25 protein-coding genes and 1 riboswitch are annotated in these 25382 nt (G+C 70.5%); of the genes, 6 read left to right on the top strand and 19 right to left on the bottom strand.

All coding sequences use genetic code 11. The annotated features are described in order from the left end of the window. The first annotated feature begins 112 nt into the window (after positions 1 to 112). The gene (locus DK412_RS16655; RefSeq protein WP_162596229.1) at positions 113 to 529 is read left to right on the top strand and encodes a hypothetical protein; all 417 of its coding nucleotides are present in this window, start codon (positions 113 to 115) and stop codon (positions 527 to 529) included. Positions 530 to 598: 69 nt separating this feature from the next. Beyond that, entirely contained in the window at positions 599 to 1561 is a 963-nt protein-coding gene (locus DK412_RS16650; protein WP_109972845.1) for a DUF1775 domain-containing protein, read from the top strand. Positions 1562 to 1662: 101 nt separating this feature from the next. Here DK412_RS16650 and DK412_RS16645 read toward each other — a convergent pair whose 3' ends face one another. Together DK412_RS16645 and DK412_RS16640 are read right to left on the bottom strand one after the other, a co-directional pair. After that, positions 1663 to 1992, bottom strand: a complete 330-nt coding sequence (locus tag DK412_RS16645) for a hypothetical protein (RefSeq protein ID WP_109972844.1) — start codon at positions 1990 to 1992, stop codon at positions 1663 to 1665. A 271-nt stretch (positions 1993 to 2263) separates the two neighbouring features. Next, positions 2264 to 2746 carry an Lrp/AsnC family transcriptional regulator gene (locus tag DK412_RS16640; RefSeq protein WP_109972843.1) on the bottom strand — a complete coding sequence of 161 codons (483 nt, stop codon included), beginning with the start codon at positions 2744 to 2746 and terminating at the stop codon, positions 2264 to 2266. 115 nt (positions 2747 to 2861) lie between these two features. Next, positions 2862 to 2947: riboswitch (ZMP/ZTP riboswitch) on the top strand. A 23-nt stretch (positions 2948 to 2970) separates the two neighbouring features. Here DK412_RS16640 and DK412_RS16635 point away from each other — a divergent pair. Then, positions 2971 to 4272, top strand: coding sequence for a Mur ligase family protein (locus DK412_RS16635; RefSeq protein ID WP_245447001.1), 1302 nt, complete (start codon positions 2971 to 2973; stop codon positions 4270 to 4272). A gap of 131 nt (positions 4273 to 4403) precedes the next feature. On the opposite strand, the gene DK412_RS16630 is transcribed toward DK412_RS16635, so the two are convergent. The 11 genes from DK412_RS16630 to DK412_RS16585 form a co-directional block, all read right to left on the bottom strand. Further along, positions 4404 to 5120, bottom strand: a complete 717-nt coding sequence (locus tag DK412_RS16630) for an LrgB family protein (RefSeq protein WP_109972842.1) — start codon at positions 5118 to 5120, stop codon at positions 4404 to 4406. Next, a complete protein-coding gene (locus DK412_RS16625) occupies positions 5117 to 5488 on the bottom strand; it encodes a CidA/LrgA family protein (RefSeq protein WP_109972841.1) in 372 nt (123 codons plus the stop codon). Before DK412_RS16625 ends, DK412_RS16630 begins: the two co-directional genes overlap by 4 nt. A gap of 10 nt (positions 5489 to 5498) precedes the next feature. After that, on the bottom strand, positions 5499 to 6263 hold the full coding sequence (locus DK412_RS16620) for a glutamine amidotransferase (protein WP_245447000.1): 765 nt from the start codon (positions 6261 to 6263) through the stop codon (positions 5499 to 5501). A 6-nt stretch (positions 6264 to 6269) separates the two neighbouring features. Next, positions 6270 to 6752, bottom strand: coding sequence for a TerB family tellurite resistance protein (locus DK412_RS16615; protein WP_093566563.1), 483 nt, complete (start codon positions 6750 to 6752; stop codon positions 6270 to 6272). A 142-nt stretch (positions 6753 to 6894) separates the two neighbouring features. After that, positions 6895 to 8892, bottom strand: coding sequence for a glycosyltransferase (locus tag DK412_RS16610; RefSeq protein WP_109972839.1), 1998 nt, complete (start codon positions 8890 to 8892; stop codon positions 6895 to 6897). Next, positions 8874 to 10088, bottom strand: coding sequence for an HlyD family efflux transporter periplasmic adaptor subunit (locus DK412_RS16605; protein WP_245446998.1), 1215 nt, complete (start codon positions 10086 to 10088; stop codon positions 8874 to 8876). The genes DK412_RS16610 and DK412_RS16605 overlap by 19 nt, the downstream gene beginning before the upstream one ends. 750 nt (positions 10089 to 10838) lie before the next feature. Further along, positions 10839 to 11381 (bottom strand): protein phosphatase CheZ, encoded by a 543-nt coding sequence (locus DK412_RS16600; protein WP_109972837.1) that lies wholly within the window; start codon positions 11379 to 11381, stop codon positions 10839 to 10841. A gap of 187 nt (positions 11382 to 11568) precedes the next feature. Next, entirely contained in the window at positions 11569 to 11700 is a 132-nt protein-coding gene (locus DK412_RS31430; protein ID WP_280953952.1) for a hypothetical protein, read from the bottom strand. An 86-nt stretch (positions 11701 to 11786) separates the two neighbouring features. Beyond that, complete coding sequence (locus tag DK412_RS16595; RefSeq protein ID WP_109972836.1) at positions 11787 to 12497, bottom strand: SDR family NAD(P)-dependent oxidoreductase; 711 nt, start codon at positions 12495 to 12497, stop codon at positions 11787 to 11789. Between the two features lie 58 nt (positions 12498 to 12555). Continuing rightward, positions 12556 to 12966, bottom strand: coding sequence for a DUF393 domain-containing protein (locus tag DK412_RS16590; RefSeq protein WP_204165388.1), 411 nt, complete (start codon positions 12964 to 12966; stop codon positions 12556 to 12558). A gap of 422 nt (positions 12967 to 13388) precedes the next feature. Beyond that, a complete protein-coding gene (locus DK412_RS16585; protein ID WP_109972834.1) occupies positions 13389 to 15017 on the bottom strand; it encodes a long-chain-fatty-acid--CoA ligase in 1629 nt (542 codons plus the stop codon). Between the two features lie 298 nt (positions 15018 to 15315). Here DK412_RS16585 and DK412_RS16580 point away from each other — a divergent pair, with 298 nt between their 5' ends. Continuing rightward, positions 15316 to 15798 carry a MarR family transcriptional regulator gene (locus DK412_RS16580; protein WP_093566558.1) on the top strand — a complete coding sequence of 161 codons (483 nt, stop codon included), beginning with the start codon at positions 15316 to 15318 and terminating at the stop codon, positions 15796 to 15798. An 18-nt stretch (positions 15799 to 15816) separates the two neighbouring features. Here the strand turns inward: DK412_RS16580 and DK412_RS16575 are convergent, their stop codons facing one another. Further along, the gene (locus DK412_RS16575) at positions 15817 to 16353 is read right to left on the bottom strand and encodes a hypothetical protein (protein ID WP_109972833.1); all 537 of its coding nucleotides are present in this window, start codon (positions 16351 to 16353) and stop codon (positions 15817 to 15819) included. Positions 16354 to 16544: 191 nt separating this feature from the next. Between DK412_RS16575 and DK412_RS16570 the strand changes: the two genes are divergently transcribed. Continuing rightward, on the top strand, positions 16545 to 17927 hold the full coding sequence (locus tag DK412_RS16570; protein WP_109972832.1) for an aminotransferase: 1383 nt from the start codon (positions 16545 to 16547) through the stop codon (positions 17925 to 17927). A 369-nt stretch (positions 17928 to 18296) separates the two neighbouring features. Further along, complete coding sequence (locus tag DK412_RS16565) at positions 18297 to 19757, top strand: methyl-accepting chemotaxis protein (protein WP_109972831.1); 1461 nt, start codon at positions 18297 to 18299, stop codon at positions 19755 to 19757. A 63-nt stretch (positions 19758 to 19820) separates the two neighbouring features. On the opposite strand, the gene DK412_RS16560 is transcribed toward DK412_RS16565, so the two are convergent. From DK412_RS16560 to rfbC, 5 genes are all read right to left on the bottom strand, one after another. Continuing rightward, positions 19821 to 21353 carry an acyl-CoA carboxylase subunit beta gene (locus DK412_RS16560; RefSeq protein ID WP_109975314.1) on the bottom strand — a complete coding sequence of 511 codons (1533 nt, stop codon included), beginning with the start codon at positions 21351 to 21353 and terminating at the stop codon, positions 19821 to 19823. A gap of 243 nt (positions 21354 to 21596) precedes the next feature. Continuing rightward, positions 21597 to 22487 (bottom strand): glucose-1-phosphate thymidylyltransferase RfbA, encoded by an 891-nt coding sequence (gene rfbA, locus DK412_RS16555; RefSeq protein WP_109972830.1) that lies wholly within the window; start codon positions 22485 to 22487, stop codon positions 21597 to 21599. Between the two features lie 14 nt (positions 22488 to 22501). Beyond that, a complete protein-coding gene (rfbD, locus tag DK412_RS16550; RefSeq protein WP_109972829.1) occupies positions 22502 to 23401 on the bottom strand; it encodes a dTDP-4-dehydrorhamnose reductase in 900 nt (299 codons plus the stop codon). A gap of 4 nt (positions 23402 to 23405) precedes the next feature. Then, the gene (gene rfbB / locus DK412_RS16545) at positions 23406 to 24458 is read right to left on the bottom strand and encodes a dTDP-glucose 4,6-dehydratase (protein ID WP_109972828.1); all 1053 of its coding nucleotides are present in this window, start codon (positions 24456 to 24458) and stop codon (positions 23406 to 23408) included. A 43-nt stretch (positions 24459 to 24501) separates the two neighbouring features. Beyond that, entirely contained in the window at positions 24502 to 25056 is a 555-nt protein-coding gene (gene rfbC, locus DK412_RS16540; protein WP_109972827.1) for a dTDP-4-dehydrorhamnose 3,5-epimerase, read from the bottom strand. Positions 25057 to 25382: the final 326 nt, after the last annotated feature.

Here is a 25382-nt window from a genome sequence, read left to right as displayed (position 1 = left end):
AGCGGGCCAGATTGTGGCACCGGGCGGGCGCTGCTGTGGAGCCGCGAGCTGGGCTGTGGACTGCGGTAATTGTGCAACGCGCCGTGCAGGCCGCCGTAGGGGTATCGCGGGCGTGGCGAAGCCGGAGCGCCTCGGCTATGTCTGGCGGATGAGCGGAATCGGGCAGGCACCGGGCGGGACGTGGGCGCGCTGGCGCGGGGTCGCCGCCGTGCTGTCGCTGTACGGGCTGGTGCTGCAGGCCTTCCTTGCCGGCCTTGCCCCGGCCCCGGTCACGGCGGGCGCCGGCCTCCTCTGCCAGTCCCACCGGGCCCCGGCGGACCAGATTCCATCGGGCAAGGCGCCGCTCGTCCATGCCCATGCCTGCTGCACGGTCGCCTGCCAGGCTTACCCGGCCCCGCCGGCCCCGGCGATGGCGGCGGCCTGGCCGCCCCGGATGGCCGTCGTCCTGTTCTGGTCGGTCGCGGCGGCGGACCCGGCCCGCGCTGCGCCGGCCCGGCCGGCCTCCGCCCGCGGTCCGCCCGCGGCGTGACGATCCGGCGTCGCGCCGATCCTCCCTGACGTCACGCTCCTCCCCTACGCTTCACCCGGACCCGACATCATGACCTTTCCGCTTCGCGCCGGCCTCGCCGCCGCCCTCTCCCTGGCTGCCGCCCCGGCACTCGCCCACGCGGTCCTCGCCGTGACCCAGGCGAGCCCGAACCAGACCTATCGCGGCGTGGTCCAGATCGGCCACGGCTGCGACGGCAAGGCGACCACCGGCCTCACCGTCACGATCCCCGACGGGGTGATCGCGGCGAAGCCCATGCCGAAGGCCGGCTGGGAGCTCAGCACCGAGAAGGGCGCTTACGCCCGCGCCTATCCGTCCTATCACGGCACGGTCTCGGAGGGCGTGAAGACGATCACCTGGAAGGGCGGCTCCCTGCCCGACGACTTCTACGACGAGTTCGTGTTCCAGGCCCGCCTCACCGACGCGGTCGCGCCCGGCGGCACGGTCTACTTCCCGGTGCGCCAGGATTGCGACGGCACGGTCGTCGACTGGCGCGAGGTGCCCGCCGCCGGCCAGTCGGCCCGCGACCTGAAGACTCCGGCCCCGGGTGTGCGCATCGTGGCGGCGGCCGCCGCCGCGCCGGCCGCGCCGGCCTCCGTCAAGGCCGGCGATCTCACCATCGAGGCGCCGTGGATCCGCGCCACGCCCGGCGGCGCCAAGGTGGCGGGCGGCTACCTGCAGGTCACCAATACCGGCAAGGAGCCCGACCGGCTGGTCGCGGCCTCGATCCCGCTCGCGGGCCGGGGCGAGGTGCACCAGATGGCGATGGACAAGGGCGTGGCGAAGATGGCCCCGGTGGAAGCCGGCCTCGTCATCAAGCCCGGCGAGACCGTGGTGCTCAAGCCCGGCGGCTACCACCTGATGTTCATGGACCTGACCGGCCCGGTGAAGGCGGGCGAGCCGATCGAGGGCACCCTCACCTTCGCCCGCGCCGGTACCGTGGCGGTGCGCTTCGCCGTCGGCGCCATCGGCGCGTCGGCGCCGGAGGCCGGGGGCGGGCACCAGCATCATTGACGGGGCGAGGCGGCGATCGTTCGCGGTCGCCGCCTGCTGTCGCTCGATCGACGTCCGGACGCGTCGAACCAGCAAAGTGGCTCGGTCACGACGTCGTCCGCTCACCCCCGATCCAGCCCCGCAGCGGCGAGCAGCGCCTGGTCGAGGCCGTCGCTGCCGGCCGACAGCGCCTCGCGCAGGTCGGCCTCGCCGGCGTAGATCATCACGTCGCAGACGTCGTGCGCCGGATCGTCCCCGAGATGCAGGCAGGTGCGGATCACGTAGCGGTCGTCCGGGGTGCGGTAGAGCGTCTGCGTGACCGGGACGGGATCGCCGGGCCGGCTCGTCGCCCGGGCGATCGGGACGGCGAACAGGCTCACCGGATCCGGCCCGCCCTCCGGCCCGCCGACGAGGGGACGCGGCTCGGGGTCGTGCCGATCCGGTATGGTCATCCTGCGGCCTCCGTCATCCTGCCGTCATGCGCCTTCGGCAATGGAGTTGAGTAAATTCGACAGCGATACACCCTAGAGTCACCAATCCGGTGACAGAATATCAACTTTTAGTTTCAATTGCGGATGGCTGCGCCCCCGATGAACTCTCGTCGACCGGGCGACGATAGCGGAAGAGCCCGTCCGCCGCCCGTCATTTTTGGGGCGGGCCGGCGCGAGACCCAGACCTTTACAGTAAAGTGTTGGCGACCCGGTCGTCCGGCGAGCGCCGCGGTCACGCCTCGGCTGCCGTCCCGTCGAGGGGGGCGATCGGCTCGTCCTTGATCTGGTCGAGGGCCAGCGCCGTGCGCACCGTGCGCACGTTGGGCAGGCCGGTGAGATGGCCGACGAGCTGCTGGAAGGCGCCGAGATTCGGCGCGACGCATTTGAGCAGGAAGTCGGTCTCGCCCGAGAGTGTCCAGCATTCCCGCACCATCGGCCAGTCGCGCATCTCGGCCGCGAAGGCGGCGAGCTCCGCCTGGCCTTGCGCCGCGAGCTGCACCATGGCGAAGCACACCACCTCGTAGCCCAGCGCCTTCGGCTCCAGCAGGGCGCGGTAGCCGCGGATGATGCCGGCTTCCTCCAGGGCGCGCACCCGGCGCAGGCAGGGCGGCGCCGACAGGCCGACGCGCCGCGCCAGCTCCACGTTGGTGATGGAGCCGTCGGCCTGCAACTCCCGGAGGATCGCCCAGTCGATGGCGTCGAGGCGAGCGGGCAAGGCGGCGGGGGATCCTGGCGGGCGAGGGGTCGGTCCCGGTGAGTAGCCGCCCGCCGGGGCCGGCACAAGGTGACGCGACGGCGGTTGCCCGCGGCCGGCCCGTCTCTTATGGGGGGCTGTCCCGCGTGACTGGCGAGGTTCAAGGTGGTCCAACCACCGGGGAGCGCGGGACGACAGCCGCCGCTCGCCTGGGCACCCTCCCCGCACCGACCGACGGGTGACCCATGACGCCGACGTCCTCCGACCTCTCTCTTCCCGCTGTCCTCGACCGCCTCGACCGCCTGACCGACTGGGAGAAGCGGCCCCGGGGCGGGATGCGGGTCGGGCTCGATCCGATGCGCGACCTGCTGGCCCGGCTCGGCGCGCCGCACGAGCGCCTGCGGGTGGTCCATGTCGGCGGCACCAAGGGCAAGGGCTCGGTCTGCGCGCTGATCGAGGCCGGGCTGATGCGGGCGGGCCTGCGGGTCGGGCGCTACGCCTCGCCCCACGTCGAATCGGTCACCGAGCGGGTCTGCCTCCAGGGCCGGCCGGTGGAGGAGGCGCGCCTCGCCCGGGCGCTCGCCCGCGCGCTCGACGCCCACGAGGCGGCGCGCCGCGACGACACGGCGGGCCGGGACGCGACCTGGTTCGACGTGCTCACCGCCGCGGCGCTGGCGATCTTCGGCGAGGCGGAACTCGACTGGGCGGTGATCGAGGTCGGGCTCGGCGGGCGCCTCGATTCGACCAACGCGGTGGCGAGCGAGGTCGCGGTCGTCACCAACGTGGCGCTGGAGCATACCGAGATTCTGGGCACCACCCGCGCGGCCATCGCCGCCGAGAAGGTCGGCATCCTCAAGCCCGGCACGATGCTCGTCACCACGCTGCCCGCCGACGACGAGGCCGGGGCGGTCGCCGCCACCCGCGCCGCCGCCCTCGGCTGCCCGGTGCTGCGGCCGATGATTCCCGCCGGCGCCTCGATCGAGGAGGAGAACGCCGCGCTCGCCGGCCTCGTCCTCGACCATCTCGGCGGAAACGGGTCGCGCAGCCGCGACGGCGCTCCGTTGCGCGCGAGCCTCCTGGACGCCGAGGCCCGCGCGGGCGCCCGCCTGCCGGGGCGGCTCGAGCGCCGGCACATGTCGACTGCGGCCGGGGCGGTACCGGTAGTGCTCGACGGGGCGCACGTGCCGTTCAACCTCGCGGCGGTGCTGCGCGACCTCGCCCGCGCCTCGGATCTCTCCGGGCCCTGCATCGCCCTGGTGGCTCTCGCCGGCGACAAGGACGCGGCGGGTTTCCTCGCGGTGCTGGCACGGCACGGGGCGAGCGTGGTCGCGACCGAGATGCCCGAGCGGCGCGGGCACCCGGCCGCCACGCTCCGGGCGCTCGCCGCGGCGGAAGGGATGGAGGCCGAGGCGGTGGCCGAACCGGGCGCCGCGCTCACCCGGGCCGCGGACCTCGCCGCGCGGCGCGGCGGCTGGCTGCTGGTGACCGGCTCGCTCCACCTCGTCGGGGCGTTGCGGGCGGCGACGGGGGCGGTTGCGCAGGCCTGAAAGACCGTCAGGCCGTCGAGTCGCACAAGTGCCCGACAACGGTCGCGACCCGCAGGGTCATCCCGGGGCCGCGCAGCGGAGCCCGTGATGACGATGGAGGGTCAATCCTTCGCCGGCCGGTTCGACGGATCCTACCGCAGCACCGCCAGTGCCAGCGGCACCAGCACCGCCGTCAGGAAGGCGTTGAGCCCCATGGCGATGCCCGCGAAGGTGCCGGCGACCTCGCTGACCTGGAAGGCGCGGGCGGTGCCGATGCCGTGGGCGGCCAGCCCCGCCGCGAAGCCGCGGGCGCGGTAATCCTTCATGCCGAGGCGGTCGAGGAGCGGCGTCACCACGATGGCGCCGAGGATGCCGGTGAGGATCACCAGCACGGCGGTCAGCGTCGGGTCGCCGCCGAGCGCCGAGGTGATGCCCATGGCGACGCTCGCGGTGACGGATTTCGGCGCCAGCGCGATCAGGATCGCGTCCGGCACGCCGAGGAGCTTGGCCGTGCCGATGCCGGTGACGAGGGCGACCGTGGAGCCGACGACGAGGGCGGCCAGCATCGGCACCAGCACCCGGGTCACGGTCTTGCGGTGCTCGTAGAGCGGGATCGCCAGTGCCACCGTGGCGGGGCCGAGCAGGAAGTGCACGAATTGCGCGCCCTCGAAATACACCGCGTAGGGCGTGCGGGTGACGATCAGCACCAGGCCGACCATCCAGATCGCGTGCAGCACGGGGTTGGCCAGCGGGTGGCGGCCGGTGGCGGCGGAGACCCGGTCGGCGACGACGTAGGCGGTGAGCGTCACGGTGAGCCACAGGAGCGGCGTGCGCGACAGGAACACCCAGAGGGCGAACTCGCCCGTCACCGCCCGGTCCGCCGCGCGACATAGGCGAAGGTGTAGACCGTGGCGACCAGCGCCAGCACCGTCGAGACCACCAGCGCCGCCGCGAGCGCGAGGCCGTGGGCGGCCAGCACGTCGAGCCGGCCGATCACCCCGGCGCCCGCCGGCACGAACAACAGCGAGAGATGGGCGAGCAGCCCCTTGCCGGTGCGCTCCAGCGTGCCGTCGGTGAGCGGCGCCGGCAGCCCGCCGGGGCGCCGGTCGCGCAAGGTCAGCACCCCGAGGAGCAGCGCCATGCCGAGGACCGGGCCCGGGACCGGCAGCGCGAAGGTGCGGGCGAGGATCTCGCCGACGAGCTGGCAGAGCAGCAGCAGGGTCAGGCTGAGGATCATGAAGCGGCGATCATGACGCGGTCTGCGCGGCGGCCTGCACGCCCGCCCCGGCGAGCCAGTGGTCGAGGAACGCGTCGAGCCAGGCCACCACGCGGCCGTCATGCATCAGCCGGCCCTCGATCTGCCGCGCCCGGTCCTGCGCGCCGGGCAGGCACAGGCGCTCGGCGGCCCGCACGGTCCAGCGGCAGATCATCGCGTGGGTGACCTCGGGATGGAACTGGAGGCCGAAGGCCGCCGGCCCGACCCGGATCGCCTGGGTCGGAAAGTCGTCGCCGGTGGCGAGCGTGTCGGCGCCCGCCGGGCAGGTGAAGCCCTCCCGGTGCCAGTGATAGACGTGGGACGGCCAGGGCTGGCCGATCTCGCCTTCCAAGTCGCGCCCCGCCGCCGTCGGCAGGAGCGGATAGTAGCCGATCTCGGCCTTGCCGTCGGGATGGGCGCAGACCGTGGCGCCGAGGCACTTCGCCAGCATCTGCGCGCCGAGGCACAGGCCGAGGAAGGGGCGCTCCTCGCGCAACGGCACCTGGATCCAGTCGATCTCCCGGCGCACGAAGTCGTCGCCGTCATTGGCGCTCATCGGCCCGCCGAAGATCACCGCGCCGGCATGGTCCCGCATCGTCTCCGGCAAGGGATCGCCGAAGCGGGGGCGGCGGATGTCGAGGGAGTGGCCGCGCTCCTGGAGCAGCCGGCCGAGGCGGCCGGGGGTCGATTGCTCCTGGTGCAGGACCAGCAGCACGGGCTTTCGCCCGGATGGCGGCATCACGAAGGGGCTGACCATCGCCGGCTACCGGACCGGGACCTGCGGCAGCGGCAGGCCCGCCAGGGCGACCGCCCGGGTGGCGGTGATCGCGGCGTCGTCGAAGCCGAGGAGCTGGCCGACGCGCCAGACGAGATCGTCCTCGAATTCGTGCACCTGCCCGTCGGCGGCGGCGACCGCCCAGGCGAGGCCGAGGAGCCCGCGCCGCTCCTCCTCCGGCACGTCGCGGCCGATCATCTCGACGAGTTCGGCCACGTCGCGGGTCTCGTCGTCGAAGCCGATGGCCCGCTCGATCAACGCCCGCGCCCGCGCCTCGTCGGGGGCGAAGCGGTGGGTGAGGAGGCGCGCGAGCCGGTCGCGCTCCACCGCGGCCAGCGTGCCGTCGACCCGGGCCACGTGGACGAGCAGGGCGACGGCGGCGAGGTGCTGCTCCGCCTCCGGGTCGGGCGGCGTGGCGGGCGCGCCGAACATCTCGGCGGCGTAGGCGCGAAGGCGGGCGATCAGGGGCATCGGGGAGATGTGGGCGGGGATTTTCGATCGTGCAACGCCATGGTCCGGAATCGCCGGCCCAGCGTCAAGCGCTCCGCGCGCCGGGGCGCCGCCCCGAGCCCTGCATCCGCTTTCTGCACAGGCCCGTGCTGGTGCATGTGGGTCAGGCGGTCGCCCGCACGGTGCGGCCGAACATGCGGGACCACAGGCCGCTGGCGATCGCCGACTTGTCGAGCTCGTGGATGTCCTGCGAGTACTGCCCGGTATAGAGCTTCACGATCATCCGGTCGCGGCACTCGCCCTCCAGGGTGTAGCGGACCTTCATGGCGAAGCCGCCCCCCGCCAGGCGGGACACCGCTTCGACGGTGCCGCGCAGGTGCGGGAACCGCTCCATCTCGACGATCACCGAGTCTCCGGCCCGCAGAGCCGGCTCTCCGTCGAACTCGACGATGCCGCCGTCGAGCGAGAGGCTGGTGATCCGGCCGGCGAAGGCCGCGTCCTCGTGCTCGATCCGGGCCGGCTCGTTCGTCGCGAAGCTGTCGAGGAGCGGCCTCGGCTTCTCGAAGCAGATCAGGGACGCCACCATCAGCACCGCGATGTTGACGACCGCCCACCAGGCCGAAACGACCGAGAACTCCCCCTCCCCGATCCGCGACCATTCGGGCACGATGTTGACGACGAGGCCGAGGGCCGTGACGGCGATCCAGAACGCGATCGAGAAGAAGGTGTAGGCGTCGAACGCCGATTCCTCGTTGCCCGAGCCCTTGGGCGTCACCCGGAACGGCACGCCGAAGGGCTTCACCAGGCTGGAGATCACCACCGGCAGCATGCGGAAGGTCGCGAAGGCGCCGACCGCCGAGGAGACCAGCGGCAGGTAGCGGGTCGGCGTCAGCCAGCCCATCAGCAGGAAATAGGCCGCCAGCACCGGCAGCTGGTACCAGACGATGTCCTGCGTGCCGGTGAAGTAGAGCGGCGCGGCGCCGGTCCAGAGATAGACCGCCGGCACCACCAGGATCACGAAGCGGACGGTGTACTGGACGAGCCAGGACAGCGGCAGGAACATGAAGCGCTGGAACAGGGTGAGGCCGGGGCCGCGCAACGGGCCGTTATGCAGGTAGATCGTCTGGATGCCGCCGCGGCACCAGCGGCCGCGCTGGACGAAGTAGCCCTTCAAGTTCTCGGCGGCGAGCCCCATCGACAGGCGCTCGTTGAGGTAGCGGGTCTTGTAGCCGCGGTTGAGCAGCGCCAGGGTGGTGAGCAGGTCCTCGGTGATCGAATCGTGCGGGAAGCCGCCGATCTCGTCGAGGGCCGAGCGGCGGGCGATGGAGCACGAGCCGCAGCAGAAGCTGACGTCCCAGGCGTCGCGGCTCGCCGCCATCTCGTCGAAGAACAGGCGCTGCTCGTCCGGCCACACCTTCTCCAGGCTGAGGTTGGACTGGACCGGGTCCTTGTTGAAGAAGTGCTGCGGCGTCTGGACGATGCCGATCGTCGGATCCGCGAAGAACGGCACCGTGCGGCGCAGGAAGTTGCGGTAGGGCACGAAATCAGCGTCGAAGATGGCGATGAACTCGCCCGACGAGACCGTGAGGCCGTTGTTCATGTTGCCGGCCTTGGCGTGGGAATTGTCGGGCCGGGTGACGTGGATCGCGCCCTTGCTCTCGCAATACTCCCGCAGCCAGTCGCGGCGCTTGTCGTCGAGGACGTAGACCGTGAGCTTGTCGCGGGGATACTCGAGGGCGAGCGCCCCGACGATGGTGCGCTCCAGGACGTCGATCGGCTCGTTGTAGGTCGGGATGAACACGTCGACGGTCGGCAGCTCGGCGGCGTCGCGGGCAAAGAAGTCCCGTTCGCGCCGGTCGGCCTCGGCGCTGCGGTCGACGGTGCGGCTCATCGCGACCAGGAACAGCAGGATGTCGGCGAAGGCGCCGAGCTCGACCAGGAAGACGAACCACGTCCAGACGAAGCCGAAGCTCCAGTCCACGGGGTAGGGCAGCACCGTCGCGGTGAAGCGCCAGACGAGGTAGCGCAGGGCGATTCCCAGCACGACGAGGCAGGTGATCGCCCGCGACCACGTCGCGTTGCGCGGCCAGTTCAGGCTGAACAGGAAGAAGAACGCGACGACGAAGAGCGTCGGGGCGAGGTCTACGAGATACTGAACCACAGGCTCTTCAACCCATTCAGGAACTGATACTTCTTGGTGGCGCGGGCGATCCGGACCTGCACCGAGCGGCCGACCTGGCAGAAATTCGCGAAGTCGCGCTGCATCGGGCTCTGCGCGAGGGCGACGCGGATGCGGGCGCTCTTGCCGCGGCTCTCCGGCTGGACGGCGGCGAGCACGGTCTCCTCGACCGCCGCGCTCGACCCGCGCACCGAGAGCACCGTGCCGGGGATGATCTGGCTGCTGCCCAGCAGCCGCACCTCCGCGGCCGCGCCGGGATGGATGTCGTCGTAGTCGATCTCGTTGACCAGGATGTCGACGAACAGGTCGCGGCAATCGAGCAGCCGTGTCAGCTCGTTGCCGACGACGACGTTGGACCCGGCGACGACGTTGTTGCGCCAGATCACGCCGTCGAAGGGCACGCGCACCACCGCGGTCGAGAGCCGGTCGTTGCGGTCGCGCTCGAGTTCGATCTGGCGCTCGAGCTGCTGGATGCGGGCGCGCTCGGCCCGGGCCTGCATCTGCACGTTGGCGAGCTGGATCGCCACCTCGTCCTGGCGCTGCTGCGAGTAGGGCACGTCGTTGCGGCCTTCGCCGACGAAGGTGCCCTTTCGGAGCGCCTCCAGCTGGCGCGAGAGGCGCTCCAGGTCGGCCCGGGCGATCGCCTGCTCGCTGGTGGCCGCGACCGAGGCGGCGCGCGCCTGCTCGACGGAGCTGCCGGCCACCACACCGGTGGCGCCGAGCGTCGTCTTGCGCACCAGGTCGGCCTGCGCGGAGACCTGCTGCGCCTGCGCCGCCGTGATCCGCTGCTGGCGGATGACGATCTCCTGCTGCACGCTGGTGATGCTGGCCTGCTGGTACTCCCTCAGCCGGGCGGCGAGGTCGGTCTTGATGGCGGAGAGCGAGCCGATCTGCCCTTCGAGGGCGCGCAGGCGCTCGCGCGTCGCGCCGAGATCGGCCTCCAGCTGCGCCTCCGCCGTGCGGGCGATGCGCTCGTTCCGGATCCGGAACAGCTGCGTGCTCTCGGGAACGGCGGTCCCGACCTTCGGGGGCGTGTCGGACACCACGCCCTCGATCGGCGCGGCGATCACGGTGAAGCGGGCATTCACCGTCCCGTCGAGGCTGGTATAGCCGGTCAGCGCCGGCAGCACCGCGAGCACCGCCGCCCCAAGCAGCAGCGCACCGATGAGGATGCGCATCGCCCGGCTATTCCACAGCATTCCCGAAGCCCCGTTCTGTTTCGTATCGCCACTATCAACGATCGAGCGGGAATTCGGTTCATTTGTTAAAGGTTAAAATTTTCATATAATTGATATATACATCATGACTGGAATCAAGTCCGACAACACGATCAGACGCGGTTGCTCACCAAAGGTTTATCGGGCCTTGCGCCAAGGTCGATCCATCTCGAAAAGATGACGAGAAGACCGATCGGCGAAAGCTGCGCTCGATCCGCTTTTTCAACCGAAGATTGTGAATTCTGGATCGTGCGGGCGCGCTGCCGACCGCTCGCGCGGTACTATCGATCTTGGACAAGCCGCTTGTCGCCCGGACCAGCCATGCGCGGACGACTGGCGTGTACACATGAGACGGAGCAGGCATTCACGTCAGAAGCGGATACAAAGAATGACCGAACTATCGACAATTCTCCACGTCATCCCGGGGCTCGACGAAGTCGAGAACCCGGGATCCGCCGACGGAGCAGGATGAGGCGGAACGTCGGCTGCTTCGTTCGGCCTCGTCGTCAGATATGGATCCCGGGTTCGGCTCTCGCGGTCCCGGGGCGACGATGGAGGATGTCGCCTCAGCCGGTGAGTCAAACAGGCATTCGACCCACGCAATTCTGCGCCGAAAGCCTCCTCCGGGAGGACCGGGACCGTCGCCGAACTGTCCCGCAGCCCATCCGTCACGACAAACGACGCCGATCGTCCGTCCCCGGACGCGAACCCCTACGGGAACATCGCGTCGACGGCGTCCTGCGAGACGGCGGCATCGCCTGGAAGGGCGGGACCGTTGAGGAGGGAATCCTCGCCCTGGCGCCGCTCCGCGGCCGATTGCGACGGCGAGGTGGAACCGGACCAGAGCCGCATCATCTCGGCGACCCGCTCCTCGACGAGGACGATGGTCCGCACGACCTTCGCGATCCGCTGCCCGGTCAGGTCCTGAAAGTTGCAGGCCTCGAAGATCGTCTGCATCTGGGCCTGGATCGCCAGGGCGTCGTCCCGGGTCGCGTCGTCTCCGGCTCGCCGGGCGATCCCGCCGGCCAGCGCATCGACCGTCTCCGAGGCCGTCAGAATCGTGTCGGTGGCCTGCTCGGTGCCGCGCACGACGGCGTTGAGCTCGTCGCGGGTGCGCCCGGCATCCTGCTCCTCCCGGATCTCGGCGATCTCCTGCCGCGTCCGGGCGATCGCCTCGGAGATCGCCAATACGTGGCTCTGCAGGAGTGCGGTGCTGTCTTCGAGCGATCCGAGTTTCGCCGTGCCGCTGTTCATGATTCCGGGACGCTATACGCTATGATGACGCCGCCCACGGTAGCCGGCCGGGATTAAACCTTTACGAATATCGAGGATGCGCACCGCGCAGCGCTTGGGCGACGACGACCGCTAAGGGTGATCCGGCGGATCGGCCGGGAGCGGACGGGGCGATGCCCGCAGGCACGCCCGGCCGGTGCGGCGGTGGTCAGATCAGGTAGACGGTGCCGTGCAGCCCGAACACCTTCGGGCAGTTGGTCGCGTCGGCCAGGGCCTGGGCGGTCGCGAGGTCGATGTTGCGCTCGGCCGCCAGCTCGGCCACGGTCTTCCAGATCGGCATTGCGCTCTCCATCAGGGATGTCATCCGGGACAAGCGCGCCATCCCGCCGTTGGTTGCACGCGGCGCGACCGCCGGGCGCCCTCGCCTCACGGAGGGACCGGCTGACCGTCCCAGGCGAAGACCCCGCCGGAATCGCCGATCTGCAGTCCGTCGAGGACCCGCACGAGATGGGCGGCGCTCTCCTCCGGCGCGAACAGGCCGGGCCCCGGATCCGGGCGGAACGGCCGGGACAGGGCCGTCTGCACCGTCCCGGGATGGAGGCCCGCCACGATCAGCTCCGGATGGGTGCGCGCGGTCTCGACGGCGAGGGTGCGCAGGACCTGGTTCAGCGCCGCCTTCGAGGCGCGGTAGGCGTACCATCCGCCGAGACGGTTGTCGCCGATCGAGCCGACCCGCGCCGAGAGGGCGGCGAAGACGCTGCGCCCCTTGCGCGGCATCAGCGGCAGGAGGTGCTTGGCCACCAGCGCCGGGCCGATCGCGTTGACGGCCATCACGGCGGCCATCGCGGCCGGATCGAGGGCCCGGATCGCCTTCTCGGGGGAGACGCCCGGCCCGTGCAGGATGCCGCTCGCGACGATGACGAGGCCGACCGGCCCGGCCTCGCCGATTGTCCGCGCCGCTGCCGCGACGGATTCCTCGTCGGTGACGTCGACGGGCACGGACCGCACGGGATCCGGCTGCGGCGCGGGCGTGCGCGACAGGGCGAACACCGCCTCGTGCGCCCCGCTTGCGGCGAGCGCCGCCACGAGGGCTCCCCCGATCCCGCCCGAGGCCCCGACGACGACCGCACTGCTCATGCGACACCTTCCTGCAGGGGGACGAGGCACCCGCGCGGCGCCCCGCCGGATCCGGGCCTCACGCCGAATTCCGGAGAACGCCGCTGCGGCTCAAGCCGCGCGCCAGGCACGGCCGCAGCGGGAGGAACAGGCGGTAGGCCGCCTCCGCGAGGAGCAGCACGGGACGACAACCCAGCACCCGGACCTCGACGAGCCGGCCGAGCCAGCGCCAGGCCGGCAGACGGCGCCACAGGCGGGCGAAGGCGGCCGCGCCGGACACCAGGCGCCCATCCGCCTCGCGCACGTGGAACCGCGCCTGCGCGGCGGCCCGGTCGAGCCCCGGGCCGAGGGACGCGTCGTCATGCAAGGTCGCGAGATCGACGAAGCGCACCCGCTCGGCTCCGGCACAGCCCCGGTAATGCCCGATCTCGGTCCGGCAGAGCGGGCAGGCCCCATCGTAGTAGACGGTCAGATCGTCCGGCACGCTCACCCTCTCGCCGCTGCCGCAAGGTCCACCTCGATCGAGATGGGCGCGCGGGGACGTTCGTCAGGGTGGACCGGACGCGCGATAAGGTCGCGCCAGGTTCTTCATCGGCCGGGCTTCCGAGAAAATACCCGGCGACGAGACCGGCGCGGGCGTTCCCCTCTCCCCGCGGGCGGGGAGAGGGTCGCTTGCAGCTTGTCGTGCAAGCGACGAGCGGAGGCGAAGCCGAAGTGAGGGTGAGGGGGTATCGACGCGTGAGGCTCCTCCGGAAACACCCCCTCACCCTCGCGGCGAACCTGCGGTTCGCTGCGCGGGCTCCCTGAGCCCCTCCGGAGCTCAGGCCTCTCCCCGCCCGCGGGGAGAGGAGGAAACCCGCGCTTCTTCCGCTGCCGGACAGTCCCGGACATGCCGGCGCCCGCCCCCGACGCTCACGCCGCCCCGGGCAGCCGGTAGTCGCGGAACTGGTCCCGGAGCGTCGTCTTCTGGATCTTGCCGGTGGCGGTGTGGGGGATCGCCTCCACCACCACCACGTCGTCGGGCATCCACCACTTGGCGATGCGCGGCGCCATGAAGGCCAGGATGTCGGCCTTGTCGGGGGTGCGGCCCTCCTTGGGCACCACGATCAGCAGCGGGCGCTCGTCCCATTTCGGGTGCTGCACGCCGATCACCGCCGCCTCCGCCACGTCCGGATGGCCGACCGCCAGGTTCTCGAGGTCGATCGAAGAGATCCACTCGCCGCCGGACTTGATCACGTCCTTCGAGCGGTCGGTGATCGCCATGTAGCCGTTGGAATCGATGGTGGCGACGTCGCCGGTGTCGAAGAAGCCGCGATCGTCGAGGATCGGCTCGTCCGAGCGGAAATAGGCCTTCGCGACCGCGAACCCGGAGACCTTGAGCCGCCCGAAGGTGGTGCCGTCCCAGGGCAGGTCGCGGCCCTCGTCGTCGGTGAGCCGGAAGTCGACGCCGAACGGGGCGTAGCCCTGCTTCATCTTGAGATCGAGGCGCTCCTCGCCTTCCAGATGGGCGACCTCGGGCTTGAGCGAGCAGTACGAGCCGATCGGGCTCATCTCGGTCATGCCCCAGGCGTGGTCGACGGTGACGCCGTATTCGCGCTCGAAGCGCTCGGTCATCGCCCGCGGGCAGGCCGAGCCGCCGATCACCACGCGCTTGAGGTGGGTCAGGCGCTGGCCCGTCGCGTCGAGGTGCTGTAGCAGGCCGAGCCAGACGGTGGGCACCGCCGCCGTCACCGTGACGCCGGTGGTCTCGAGGATGTCGAGCACCGAGGCGCCGTCGAGCTTCGCCCCCGGCATGACGAGCCCGGCGCCGGACATCGGCGCCGCGAAGGCGAAGCCCCAGGCATTGGCGTGGAACATCGGCACCACCGGCATCGCCATGTCGGTGGGCTTCAACGCGATGAAGGCCGGGTTGTTGACCATCAGCCCGAGCAGCACGTTCGAGCGGTGCGAGTAGAGCACGCCCTTCGGCAGGCCGGTGGTGCCCGAGGTGTAGCAGAGGCCGGCGGCGGTGTTCTCCTCGAAGGTCGCCCAGGCGAAGTCGCCGTCGGCCTCGGCCAGCCAGTCCTCGTAGGCGACGGCGTTGCGCAAGGCGGTCTGCGGCATGTGGGCGCCGTCGGTGAGGATCACGAAGCGCTCGACCGTCGGCAGCTTGTCCGCCAGCCGCTCGACCAGGGGCACGAAGGTCAGGTCGAGGAGGAGGATCCGGTCCTCGGCGTGGTTGATGATGTAGGCGATCTGGTCCTCGAACAGCCGCGGGTTGACCGTGTGATAGATCGCCCCGATGCCGGTGATCCCGTACCAGGCCTCCAGGTGGCGCCAGGTGTTCCAGGCGAGCGTCGCGATCCGGTCGCCGAGGCGGATGCCGTCGGCGGAGAGCCGCTTCGACAGGCGCAAGGAGCGCTGGCGGACCTCGGCATAGGTGGTCGTGTGCATCGGTCCCTCGACCGAGCGCGAGATGACCGGGCGGGCGCCGTGCTGGATCGCGGCGTAATCGATGATGCGGTGGATCAGCAGGGGCCAGTCCTGCATCAGGCCGAGCATGGCGTGTCGTCCTTCCCTTGGGCTTCCTCAGGGGAGCCGCGCTCGTCGTCGCGGCCCTCGTCGCCGGGGCTTGTGCGCCCGCGGTCTTGCGGCCGTTAGCTTATGGCAGCGGTGCGGGGGCGGCTAGAGCGGGCCGGAGAGCGGCGGCTCCGGCACAGGATACGACCTTGGACTGAGACCGTGGCCCGGGGCGGCATCCGGGCGGGGAGCGGCGGGCCAGGAGAACAGGATCGTGAGAACGGGATCGTAGGGACGGGAGGGTTCTGGCGCCGGGATGGTTCTGATGTAAACTATCTCGATGACCGCATCCTCGCGCCCCCACCGAGCGGCTGGGGCAGACGCCCCGGCCGAGGCCGACCCGCTGCGGGTCTGGTTCCGCTTCATCCGCCTGCACCGGCGCGTCTCGGCCGCGGTGGCGGCGGAGCTCAAGGCCGTCGGGCTGTCGATCCCGCAATTCGACGTGCTCTCGACCCTGTCCGAGCGCGAGGGCCTGACCCAGCAGGACCTGGCCGAGCGGCTCTACGTGACGAAGGGCAACGTCTCGGGGCTGATCGATCGCCTGGTCGAGGCCGGCCTGGTCGAACGCCGCCCGATCCCCGGCGACCGGCGCTCCCACGCCCTGCACCTGACCGAGGCCGGGCTGGCGCTCGCCCGCACCGGCATCGCGGCCCAGCAATCCTACGTCACCCGGACGCTGGGCCGCCTGCCCCCCGGCGACGTCGCCGAACTGGAGCGGGTGGTGCTGGCCTGGCGCGACGCCGCCCGGGCCGACGGCGGCTGACCCCGCTTCCGGAGCACTTCACGCCACCGTCCGCTTCTCCACCTCGATGACGACACCGTTCGGCGTCATCCGCTCGCGGGAAAACAGCCGGTCGCCGGGCAGGAAGACGCCGAGCGGCTCGTCCCGGTCCGGCAGCACCACGGTGGCGCTGTAATTGACGAAGACCAGCACGTGCCGGCCCTGCGCCAGGGAGGCGGCCGCCCAGCGCTTGAGCTGGCCGTAATAGGGCTCCCTCCGCCAGACGGTCGGCTGGCTCGGATCGACCTGGACGTGCAGGAAGCGCGTCGTCGGGTCGAGGCTTAAGACCATCTTGGCCTTGTCGGGCTTCCATTCCGGGCCGAGCCAGCCCTCGGTCATCCAGAGGCAGAAGAAGGCGCGGCAATGGCCAGGCCGGGTCTCGTGGATGCCGCAGCCGCGGCCGGGCTTGGCGTGGCGGCACCATTCCCCGGCCACGCTCTCCACCGCCGGCACGTCGTAGACCTTGCAGCACAGGGTACAGGCGCCGCAGGCCCGGCCGGGCGCGGGCGTCGAGACGATTTGGGCGGGGTCGAGCATGCGCGTCGGTCTGACCAGGAATGTGCGGGCGGCCCGCGAGAGCGGCCCGGGTTGTGCGTCGGCATCGCGCCGCTAGTGTGACGGCGCAAGCGAATTCTGCTCCGCCGCGACAGGGCTCGGTCCGAGCCCGGATCTGAGGCCGCGCCGGGACCGTCCGGCGCTCCCTCGCGAAAAGGAAAGTGACAGAGACGATGCTCTCGAACCTCGCCACCCGCGACGTCGAAACCCTGATCCACCCCTACACCAACCTCGCGGCCTTCCGGCAGACCGGGCCGCTGGTGCTGGAGCGCGGCCACGGCGTCTGGGTCTACGACACCGACGGACGGCCCTATCTCGAGGGCATGGCGGGCCTGTGGTGCACCGCGCTCGGCTATTCCAACGAGGAGCTGGTCGAGGCCGCCCGCGAGCAGATGTCGCGGCTGCCCTTCACCCACCTGTTCTCCGGCCGCAGCCACGACCCGGCGATCGAGCTCGCCGAGACCCTGAAGGAGCTGGCGCCGATCCCGGTCTCGAAGGTGTTCTTCACCTCCTCGGGCTCGGAGGCCAACGACACCCAGGTCAAGCTGACCTGGTACCTCAACAACGCGCTCGGCCGGCCGCAGAAGAAGAAGATCATCGGCCGGCACAAGGGCTATCACGGCGTCACGGTGGCGTCGGCCTCGCTCACCGGCCTCACCGCCAACCACGCCGACTGGGACCTGCCGCTGCCGGGCTTCCTGCACGCCGCCTGCCCGCACCACTATCGCGGCGCGGAAGCCGGCGAGAGCGAGGAGGCCTACTCGGCGCGCCTGGCGGCCGAGCTCGAGGAGATGATCCTGCGCGAGGGGCCGGAGACCGTGGCGGCCTTCATCGCCGAGCCGGTGATGGGTGCGGGCGGCGCCATCGTGCCGCCGAAGGGCTATTTCGCCGCGATCGAGCCGGTGCTCGCCCGCTACGACGTGCGCCTGATCGCCGACGAGGTGATCTGCGGCTTCGGCCGGCTCGGGACCTGGTTCGGCTCCGAGGCCATGGGCATGAAGCCCCACAGCCTGTCCTTCGCCAAGGCGCTCACCTCGGCCTACATGCCGCTCGGCGGCGTCACCGTCGACGAGACGCTGTATCAGGCGATGCAGGACCAGAGCCGCAAGATCGGCACCTTCGGCCACGGCACCACCTATTCGGGTCACCCGGTGGCGAGCGCGGTGGCGTTGAAGACCATCGAGATCTACCGGCGCGACAAGATCATCGAGGGCGCGGCCGAGAAGGCGCCGCACTTCCAGCGCCGCCTGTCGGCCCTGGAGGAGCACCCGCTCGTCGGCGAGGCGAAGGGCCTCGGCCTGATCGGCGGCCTCGAGATCGTCGCCGACAAGGCGACGAAGCGCCAGTACGACCCGAAGGCGGGCGTGGCCGCCCGCTGCGTCGCCTTCGCGCAGGAGGAGGGCCTGATCGTCCGCTTCCTCACCGGCGACCGCGTCGCGGTCTGCCCGCCCCTGGTGATCCGCCCGGACGAGATCGATACCCTGTTCGACCGGCTCGGCACCGCCCTCGACCGCACCCAGGCCTGGATCCGCGAGCAGGGCCTGACGGCTGTCTGAGCCACCTGGCGAACCGGACGGGCCGGGGGAGACGATCCTTTGGCCCGTCCGGCCTCCCTCCGGCGGGACCGGTCTTCGCTCACGGCAGGCGCAAACGCCGCGTCATGCCGCGCGGCCGCGGGACGGCGCGCGCGACGTTACAGTTAACCACGGCCGGTGGCCCGCCCTACCACGAACCCTGCCGCAGTACCGCCGCACTATGTCGGCGGACCATTTTCCTGAAATGTCCGCGCGTTACGCGCACCGCGCGATGACCGCACAACCGTCGCGCCCGCCGCTAGGAATATATACAAAACTGTCCTTTTAAGGCTAATTTAAGCCTTCCGGTCCAAGTCTTGGATGATTTTCGATCTCAGCCAAGAGTGCGGCATGTTCCGGAAGCAACGTGAGACGGTGTCCGACGCGACGTTGGCCGCATTCGACAAGTCTTTGGCCATCATCGAGTTCGATCTCGACGGCAAGGTCATCCAGGCCAACACCAACTTCCTCAGCCTTCTCGACTATCGGCTCGACGAGATCGTTGGCCAGCATCACCGGATGTTCGTCGATCCGGAGGCCTCCGCCGCGCCGGACTACGCCGAGTTCTGGGCGAAGCTGCGTAGCGGTCAGTTCTTCGCCGACGAGTTCCTGCGCTTCGGCAAGAACCGCAAGCGCATCTGGCTCGAGGCGACCTACAACCCGGTCCTCGACGCCTCCGGCAAGCCGGTCAAGGTGGTGAAGCTCGCCGCCGACATCACCAAGAAGAAGAACGAGATCAGCCGCCTGCTGACGATGATCGAGGGGATGCCGGTCGCGGTGATGACCGCCGATCCGCACAACGAGTTCCGCATCGACTACATGAACGAGGCCTCGCGCCGCACGCTCGGTCCGCTGGGGCAGTACCTGCCGGTCTCGACCGACCTGATGGTCGGCACCTCGATCGACGTGTTCCACAAGGACCCCTCGCACCAGCGCCGGATGCTGAAGGATGCGAGCCGGCTGCCGCACCGGACCAAGATCAAGCTCGGGCCGGAGACGCTCGACCTCCAGGTCTCGGCGATCATGGGGCCGGACGGCACCTATCTCGGGCCGATGCTGACCTGGGCGGTGGTGACCGCGCAGGTGAACATGGCCTCCGACGTGTCGCAGGTGGTGAGCGCGATGGGGGCGGCCGTCGAGGAGATGCAGCGCTCCGCCGCCGGCCTCGGCCACTCGGCCGATGAGGCGCGCGAGCGTGCCGCCACGGTGGCGGCGGGCTCCGAGGAGATGACCGCCTCGATCCAGGAGATCTCGAACCAAGTCGGGCGGGTCTCCGAGCGGGCCCAGCAGATCGCCGCCCAGGCCGAGGCGACCGACGCGACGGTGCGCACCCTCTCGAACAAGGCGCGCGAGGTCGATTCGGTCGTCGGCATGATCTCGACCATCGCCGACCAGACCAACCTGCTGGCGCTCAACGCCACGATCGAGGCGGCCCGCGCCGGAGCGGCGGGGCGCGGCTTCGCGGTCGTCGCGGCGGAGGTCAAGGAGCTGGCCGGCCAGACCGCCAAGGCGACCGGCGAGATCACCCAGCGCATCGGCGACATCCAGGGCGCGACCGGCGAGGCGGTGGCGGCGATCGCCACCATCACCAACGCGGTGGCGGAGCTGTCGCGGCTGACGCTCGCCATCGCCAGCGCCGTCGAGCAGCAGGCGGCCACGACGCAGGAGGTCTCGACCAACATCGTGGCGGTCTCGAACGCGGCGAGCGCCACCGGCCGGATCGCGGAATCCGTCCGCATGGTGTCGGAGAGCCTGGCCGGCCATTCGGGCGGGCTGACCGGCAGCGTCGAGAAGTTCCTGAAGACCGGCTGACGCGGTCGAGGACCACGGCGCGGGGACGAGGGCGGCGGAGCTGGGCTCCGCCGCCCGTCTTCGTCACAGCGGGATGTTGTCGTGCTTCTTCCAGGGCTGCTCGCTCTCCTTGGTGCGGAGCATGGCGAGCGCCCGGGCGATGCGGCGCCGGGTCGAGTGCGGCATGATCACCTCGTCGATGTAGCCGCGCTCGGCGGCCACGAACGGCGACATGAAGCGCTCCTCGTACTCGGCCGTGCGGGCCGCGATCTTGTCCGGATCGCCGAGATCCTGGCGGAAGATGATCTCGACCGCGCCCTTGGCGCCCATCACGGCGATCTGGGCGGTCGGCCAGGCGTAGTTCACGTCGCCGCCGACATGCTTCGACGCCATCACGTCGTAGGCGCCGCCGAAGGCCTTGCGGGTGATGACGGTGACGAGCGGCACCGTCGCCTGGCTGTAGGCGAAGAGGAGCTTGGCGCCGTGCTTGATCAGCCCGCCATATTCCTGCGCGGTGCCCGGCAGGAAGCCCGGCACGTCGACGAAGGTACAGATCGGGATCGAGAAGGCGTCGCAGAAGCGCACGAAGCGGGCGGCCTTGCGCGAGGCGTCCGAGTCGAGGACGCCCGCCAGCACCATCGGCTGGTTGGCGACGAAGCCGACGGTGCGGCCCTCGATGCGGCCGAAGCCCGTGATGATGTTGCGGGCGTAGGCCGATTGGATCTCGAAGAAGTCGCCCTCGTCGACGACCCGCCGGATCAGCTCGCCCATGTCGTAGGGCTTGTTCGGGTTGTCGGGGATCAGGGTGTCGAGGCTGCGGTCGAGGCGGGCGGGATCGTCGAAGCTCTCGATCTCCGGCACGCCGGCCTGGTTGTTCGCCGGCAGGAAGTCCATCAGGCGCCGGATCTGCAGCAGCGCCTCGACGTCGTTCTCGTAGGAGCCGTCGGCGATCGAGGACTTCGAGGTGTGGACCTTGGCGCCGCCGAGCTCTTCCGCCGTCACCACCTCGTTGGTCACGGTCTTGACCACGTCCGGCCCGGTCACGAACATGTAGCTCGTGTCGCGCACCATGAAGATGAAGTCGGTCATCGCCGGCGAGTAGACGTCGCCGCCGGCGCACGGCCCCATGATCACCGAGATCTGCGGGATCACGCCGGACGCCGTGACGTTGCGCTTGAACACCTCGCCGTAGCCGCCGAGCGCCGCGACGCCCTCCTGAATGCGGGCGCCGCCGGCATCGAACAGACCGATGATCGGGGCGCGCATCTTGAGCGCCATGTCCTGGACCTTGATGATCTTCTGGGCGTGCGCCTCGGAGAGCGAGCCGCCGAAGACCGTGAAGTCCTTGGAGAACACGAAGACGGCGCGGCCGTTGATGGTGCCCCAGCCGGTGATGACGCCGTCGCCCGGGATCTTCTGCTTCTCCATCCCGAAATCGATCGAGCGGTGCTGCACGAACATGTCGAACTCCTCGAACGACCCGGAATCGAGGAGGAGCTCGATGCGCTCGCGCGCGGTGAGCTTGCCGCGCTTGTGCTGCGCCGCGACCCGGCTCTCGCCGCCGCCGACCCGCGCCTGCGCGCGCCGCTGGTCGAGCCGATCGAGAATGTCCTTCATGCTGTCGCCCATTCCTGAAGAAGAGTCGCGCGCCCGCCGGAGAGGCTGCCGACGTAGGGACTTGCCCCGCGTCAGACTTGGCAGTGAAGCGGCCTTAGCACGCGCCGGGGTGCGGCGAAAACACGGTCTTTTCGGGCGAGGCACAGGTCTCGGTGGGGCTGGCGCAGGCCCGGAACGGACAAGGCCGCGCCCTCCCCTCGCGGGGGTGGCGCGGCCCTCGACCCGACGATTCGACGTTTCGGTTCAGGAGAGACCCTGGCCCGGCTCCTCCTCGCGGGCGAGGCGCAGCAGGCTCTGGCCGTAGTTGGTCTTGGCGAAGAGCTGACCGCGGGCCACCACCTGCTCGCGGGTGATGAAGCCCTGCAGGTAGGCGATCTCCTCCAGGCAGGCGACCTGCATGCCCTGGCGGTGCTGGATGACGCGCACGAACTCGCCCGCTTCGAGCAGGTTGTCGTGGGTCCCGGTGTCGAGCCAGGCATAGCCGCGCGACATGCATTCGACGTGGAGCTGGCCGCGGTCGAGATAGGCCTGGTTGACGTCGGTGATCTCGAGTTCGCCGCGGGGCGAGGGCTTCACCGCCGCCGCGATGTCGAGCACCTGGTTGTCGTAGAAGTACAGGCCGGTCACCGCCCAGGGCGATTCCGGGTTCTTCGGCTTCTCGACGAGCTTGGTGGCCCGGCCCTGCTTGTCGAGGGTGACGACGCCGTAGGCCTCCGGGTGGTCGACGTGGTAGGCGAACACCGTGGCGCCGGTCTCGCGCTCGCGGGCCTTGGCCAGGAGCTGGCGCATGCCGGCGCCGAAGAACAGGTTGTCGCCGAGCACCAGCGCGACCGAATCGTCGCCGACGAACTCGCGGCCGATGATGAAGGCCTGGGCCAGCCCCTCCGGCTTCGGCTGCAGCGCGTAGGAGATGCGGATCCCGAACTGCTCGCCGGTGCCGAACAGGCGCTTGTAGTTGTCGATGTGCTCCGGCGACGAGATCAGCAGGATGTCACGGATGCCGGCCAGCATCAGCACCGAGACCGGATAGTAGATCATCGGCTTGTCGTAGACCGGCAGCAGCTGCTTGTTGATCGCCAGCGTCGCCGGGTGCAGCCGCGTGCCGGATCCGCCGGCGAGCACGATGCCCTTCATGGTGTGATTCTCCTTCAGGCGCGGTTCGCCGCGGGACCGATCAGCTGGTCCAGGATGTCGTCGAGGGCTTCGCTCCACGGCCGGGGCGTGAGGCCGAAGGCGCGAGTCAGCGTCTCCGTCGAGAGCTCGGAATTGGCCGGCCGGGTAACCGGGGTCTTGAACGCCGTGCTGGGGATCGGCTCGACCGGCACCGCGCGGGCGCCGCGTGCCGCCGCACCGGCCATGATGGCCTTCGCGAAGTCGTACCAGGTCGTCGCCCCGGCATTGACGCAGTGATAGGTGCCGGCGGGCGCCGCCGCGTCCGCGGCGAAGCGCAGGGCGATCGCGCCAAGCGCGGCCGCGAGATCGCCGGCCGAGGTCGGGCAGCCGCGCTGGTCGTCGACCACCGTCAGCTTGTCGCGCTCGGCGCCGAGCCGCAGCATCGTCTTGACGAAGTTCGCCCGGTGCGGGCTCACCACCCAGGCCGTGCGCACCACCGCGTGGCGCGGGTTGCCGGTGCGCACCGCCATCTCGCCGGCGGCCTTGCTGGCGCCGTAGACGCTCACTGGGTTCACGGGGGCGTCGGCGGGGTAGGCGCCTTTGCCCGAGCCGTCGAACACGTAGTCGGTCGAGACGTGGATCAGCGGGATGCCGGCCTTCGCCGTCTCCGCCGCCAGATAGGCGGGAGCGAGCGCGTTCAGCCGCCAGGCCGCCGCCACGTCGCTCTCGGCCTTGTCGACCGCCGTGTAGGCGGCGGTGTTGATCACCGCCGCGTAAGCGCGCTCGGCGACGGCGCGGGCGACCGCCGCCTCGTCGGTGATGTCGAGGGCCTCCCGGGTGGGGGCGTGGATGACCACGTCCGCCCCGAAGGAGTGCCGCTGCAATTCGGTGCCGACCTGGCCGCCGCCGCCGAGGACGAGGATGTCCCGCGCCATGGCGTTACTCCGCGCTCAGGCCGAGACGCTCGCCGGAATAGCGGCCCTCGCGGATCGGACGCCACCAGGACTCGTTGTCGAGGTACCAGCGCACGGTGTCCTCGAGCGCCTGCTCGAAGGTGCGGGAGGGCTTGTAGCCGACCTCGGCCTCGGCCTTGCTCGGGTCGATGGCGTAGCGCCGGTCGTGACCCGGGCGGTCGGTGACGAACTGGATCAGGCGCTCGTGCGGGCCGGCCTCGGGACGCAGCCGGTCGAAGATGGCGCAGAGCGTCTTCACCACGTCGAGGTTGTTGCGCACCGAGCGGCCGCCGAGCAGGTAGGTCTCGCCGATCCGGCCCTTCTCCAGCACCGCGACGAGGCCGCGGGCATGGTCCTCGACGTGGATCCAGTCGCGCTCGTTCTGGCCGTCGCCGTAGACGGGGAGGTTCTTGCCCTCCAGCGCGTTGAGGATCATCAGCGGGATCAGCTTCTCGGGGAAGTGCCGCGGCCCGTAATTGTTCGAGCAGTTGGTCACCAGCACCGGCAGGCCGTAGGTCTCGTGCCAGGCCCGCGCCAGGTGGTCGGAGGCCGCCTTCGAGGCCGAGTAGGGCGAGCGCGGGTCGTAGCGGCTGTCCTCGGTGAAGAAGCCGCCCGGGGGCAGCGAGCCGTAGACCTCGTCGGTCGAGACGTGGAGGAAGCGGAAGACGTCGCGCTCCGCGCCTTCCAGCCTGTTGTAGTAGGCACGGGCCGCCTCCAGCATCACCTGGGTGCCGACGACGTTGGTGCGGATGAAGGCGCCCGGCCCGGTGATCGAGCGGTCGACGTGGCTCTCGGCGGCGAGATGCATCACGGCCTGGGGCCGGAACTCCTCGAAGAGGCCCGCGACCTTCTCGTGGTCGCAGATGTCGGCCTCCGCGAAGCGATGCCGGTTGTCGCCCTTGAGCGGCATCAGGGAGATCGGGTTCGCCGCGTAGGTGAGCGCGTCGAGGGTCAGGACCTCGTGGCCGAGGTCCTGGACGAGGTGCAGGACCAGGGCCGAGCCGATGAAGCCGCAGCCGCCCGTGACGAGGATGCGCATGGGGTGGGTGATCTCCGAGGGAAGGGGGTCGGCCGCGGGGGCGTCAGAACAGCGGGGGCAGGTCGGCGAAGCGGGGCGCGACCTTGTCCTTGGCCGAGAGCTGGGCCTCGGCCTCGCTCACCGGCCAGTCGATGCCGAGATCCGGATCGTTCCAGAGCAGGTTGCCATCGTGCTCGGGGCTGTAGACGCCGCCGGCGACCTTGTAGGCCACCATCGTGTCCGGCTCGAGGGTGCAGAACCCGTGGCCGAAGCCGATCGGCACGTAGAGCTGATGGCCGCTCGCGGCGTCGAGGCGGGCGGCGACGTGCCGGCCGTAGGTGGGCGAATCGCGGCGCAGGTCGACCACGACATCGAGGATCGCGCCCGAGAGCGCCCGGATCAGCTTGGCCTGGGCGAAGGGATGGCGCTGGAAGTGCAGGCCGCGGACGGTGCCCTGTTGCGCCGAGAAGGACTGGTTGTCCTGGATGAAGTGGTCCTCGATCCCGTGCGCCGCCAGGATGTCGGCCCGGTAGGTTTCCGAGAACCAGCCGCGCGCATCGCCGTGCCGCTTCGGGACCACGAGCTTCACCGCCGGGATCGCCTGATCGATGACCTGCATTCCTGCCCACCTTCCGAAATCGCACGGCCTGGCGAATACCGGGGCTCATGCCCCGCAATCATGGCATAACCGCGTCGGCCGGCCCTGCCAGGGGCGTAGTCCCGCAGCCTCTACTTCGACGATGCGAGATGAGCAAGGTCGGCTGATGCCGACCGGGATCAGCCGCAAGAGGCGACACTGCATCACGGCCGGCGCGCCGCGCGCAGGACCGGCTTTCGGCGGAGCGCCATTGCGGGATCACCGCGGCAATATTTGCGATGACGGCGCGAGGCGCTCGTTGAACGGACAGAGATGGCCGCGGCCGGGCGATCCCGCCCGACCACGTC

It is taken from the genome of Methylobacterium sp. 17Sr1-1, from assembly GCF_003173775.1.
GTDB lineage: Bacteria > Pseudomonadota > Alphaproteobacteria > Rhizobiales > Beijerinckiaceae > Methylobacterium.
The sequence above is the reverse complement of the archived record's forward strand: the minus strand, read 5'-3'. Positions and strand labels throughout refer to the sequence as shown.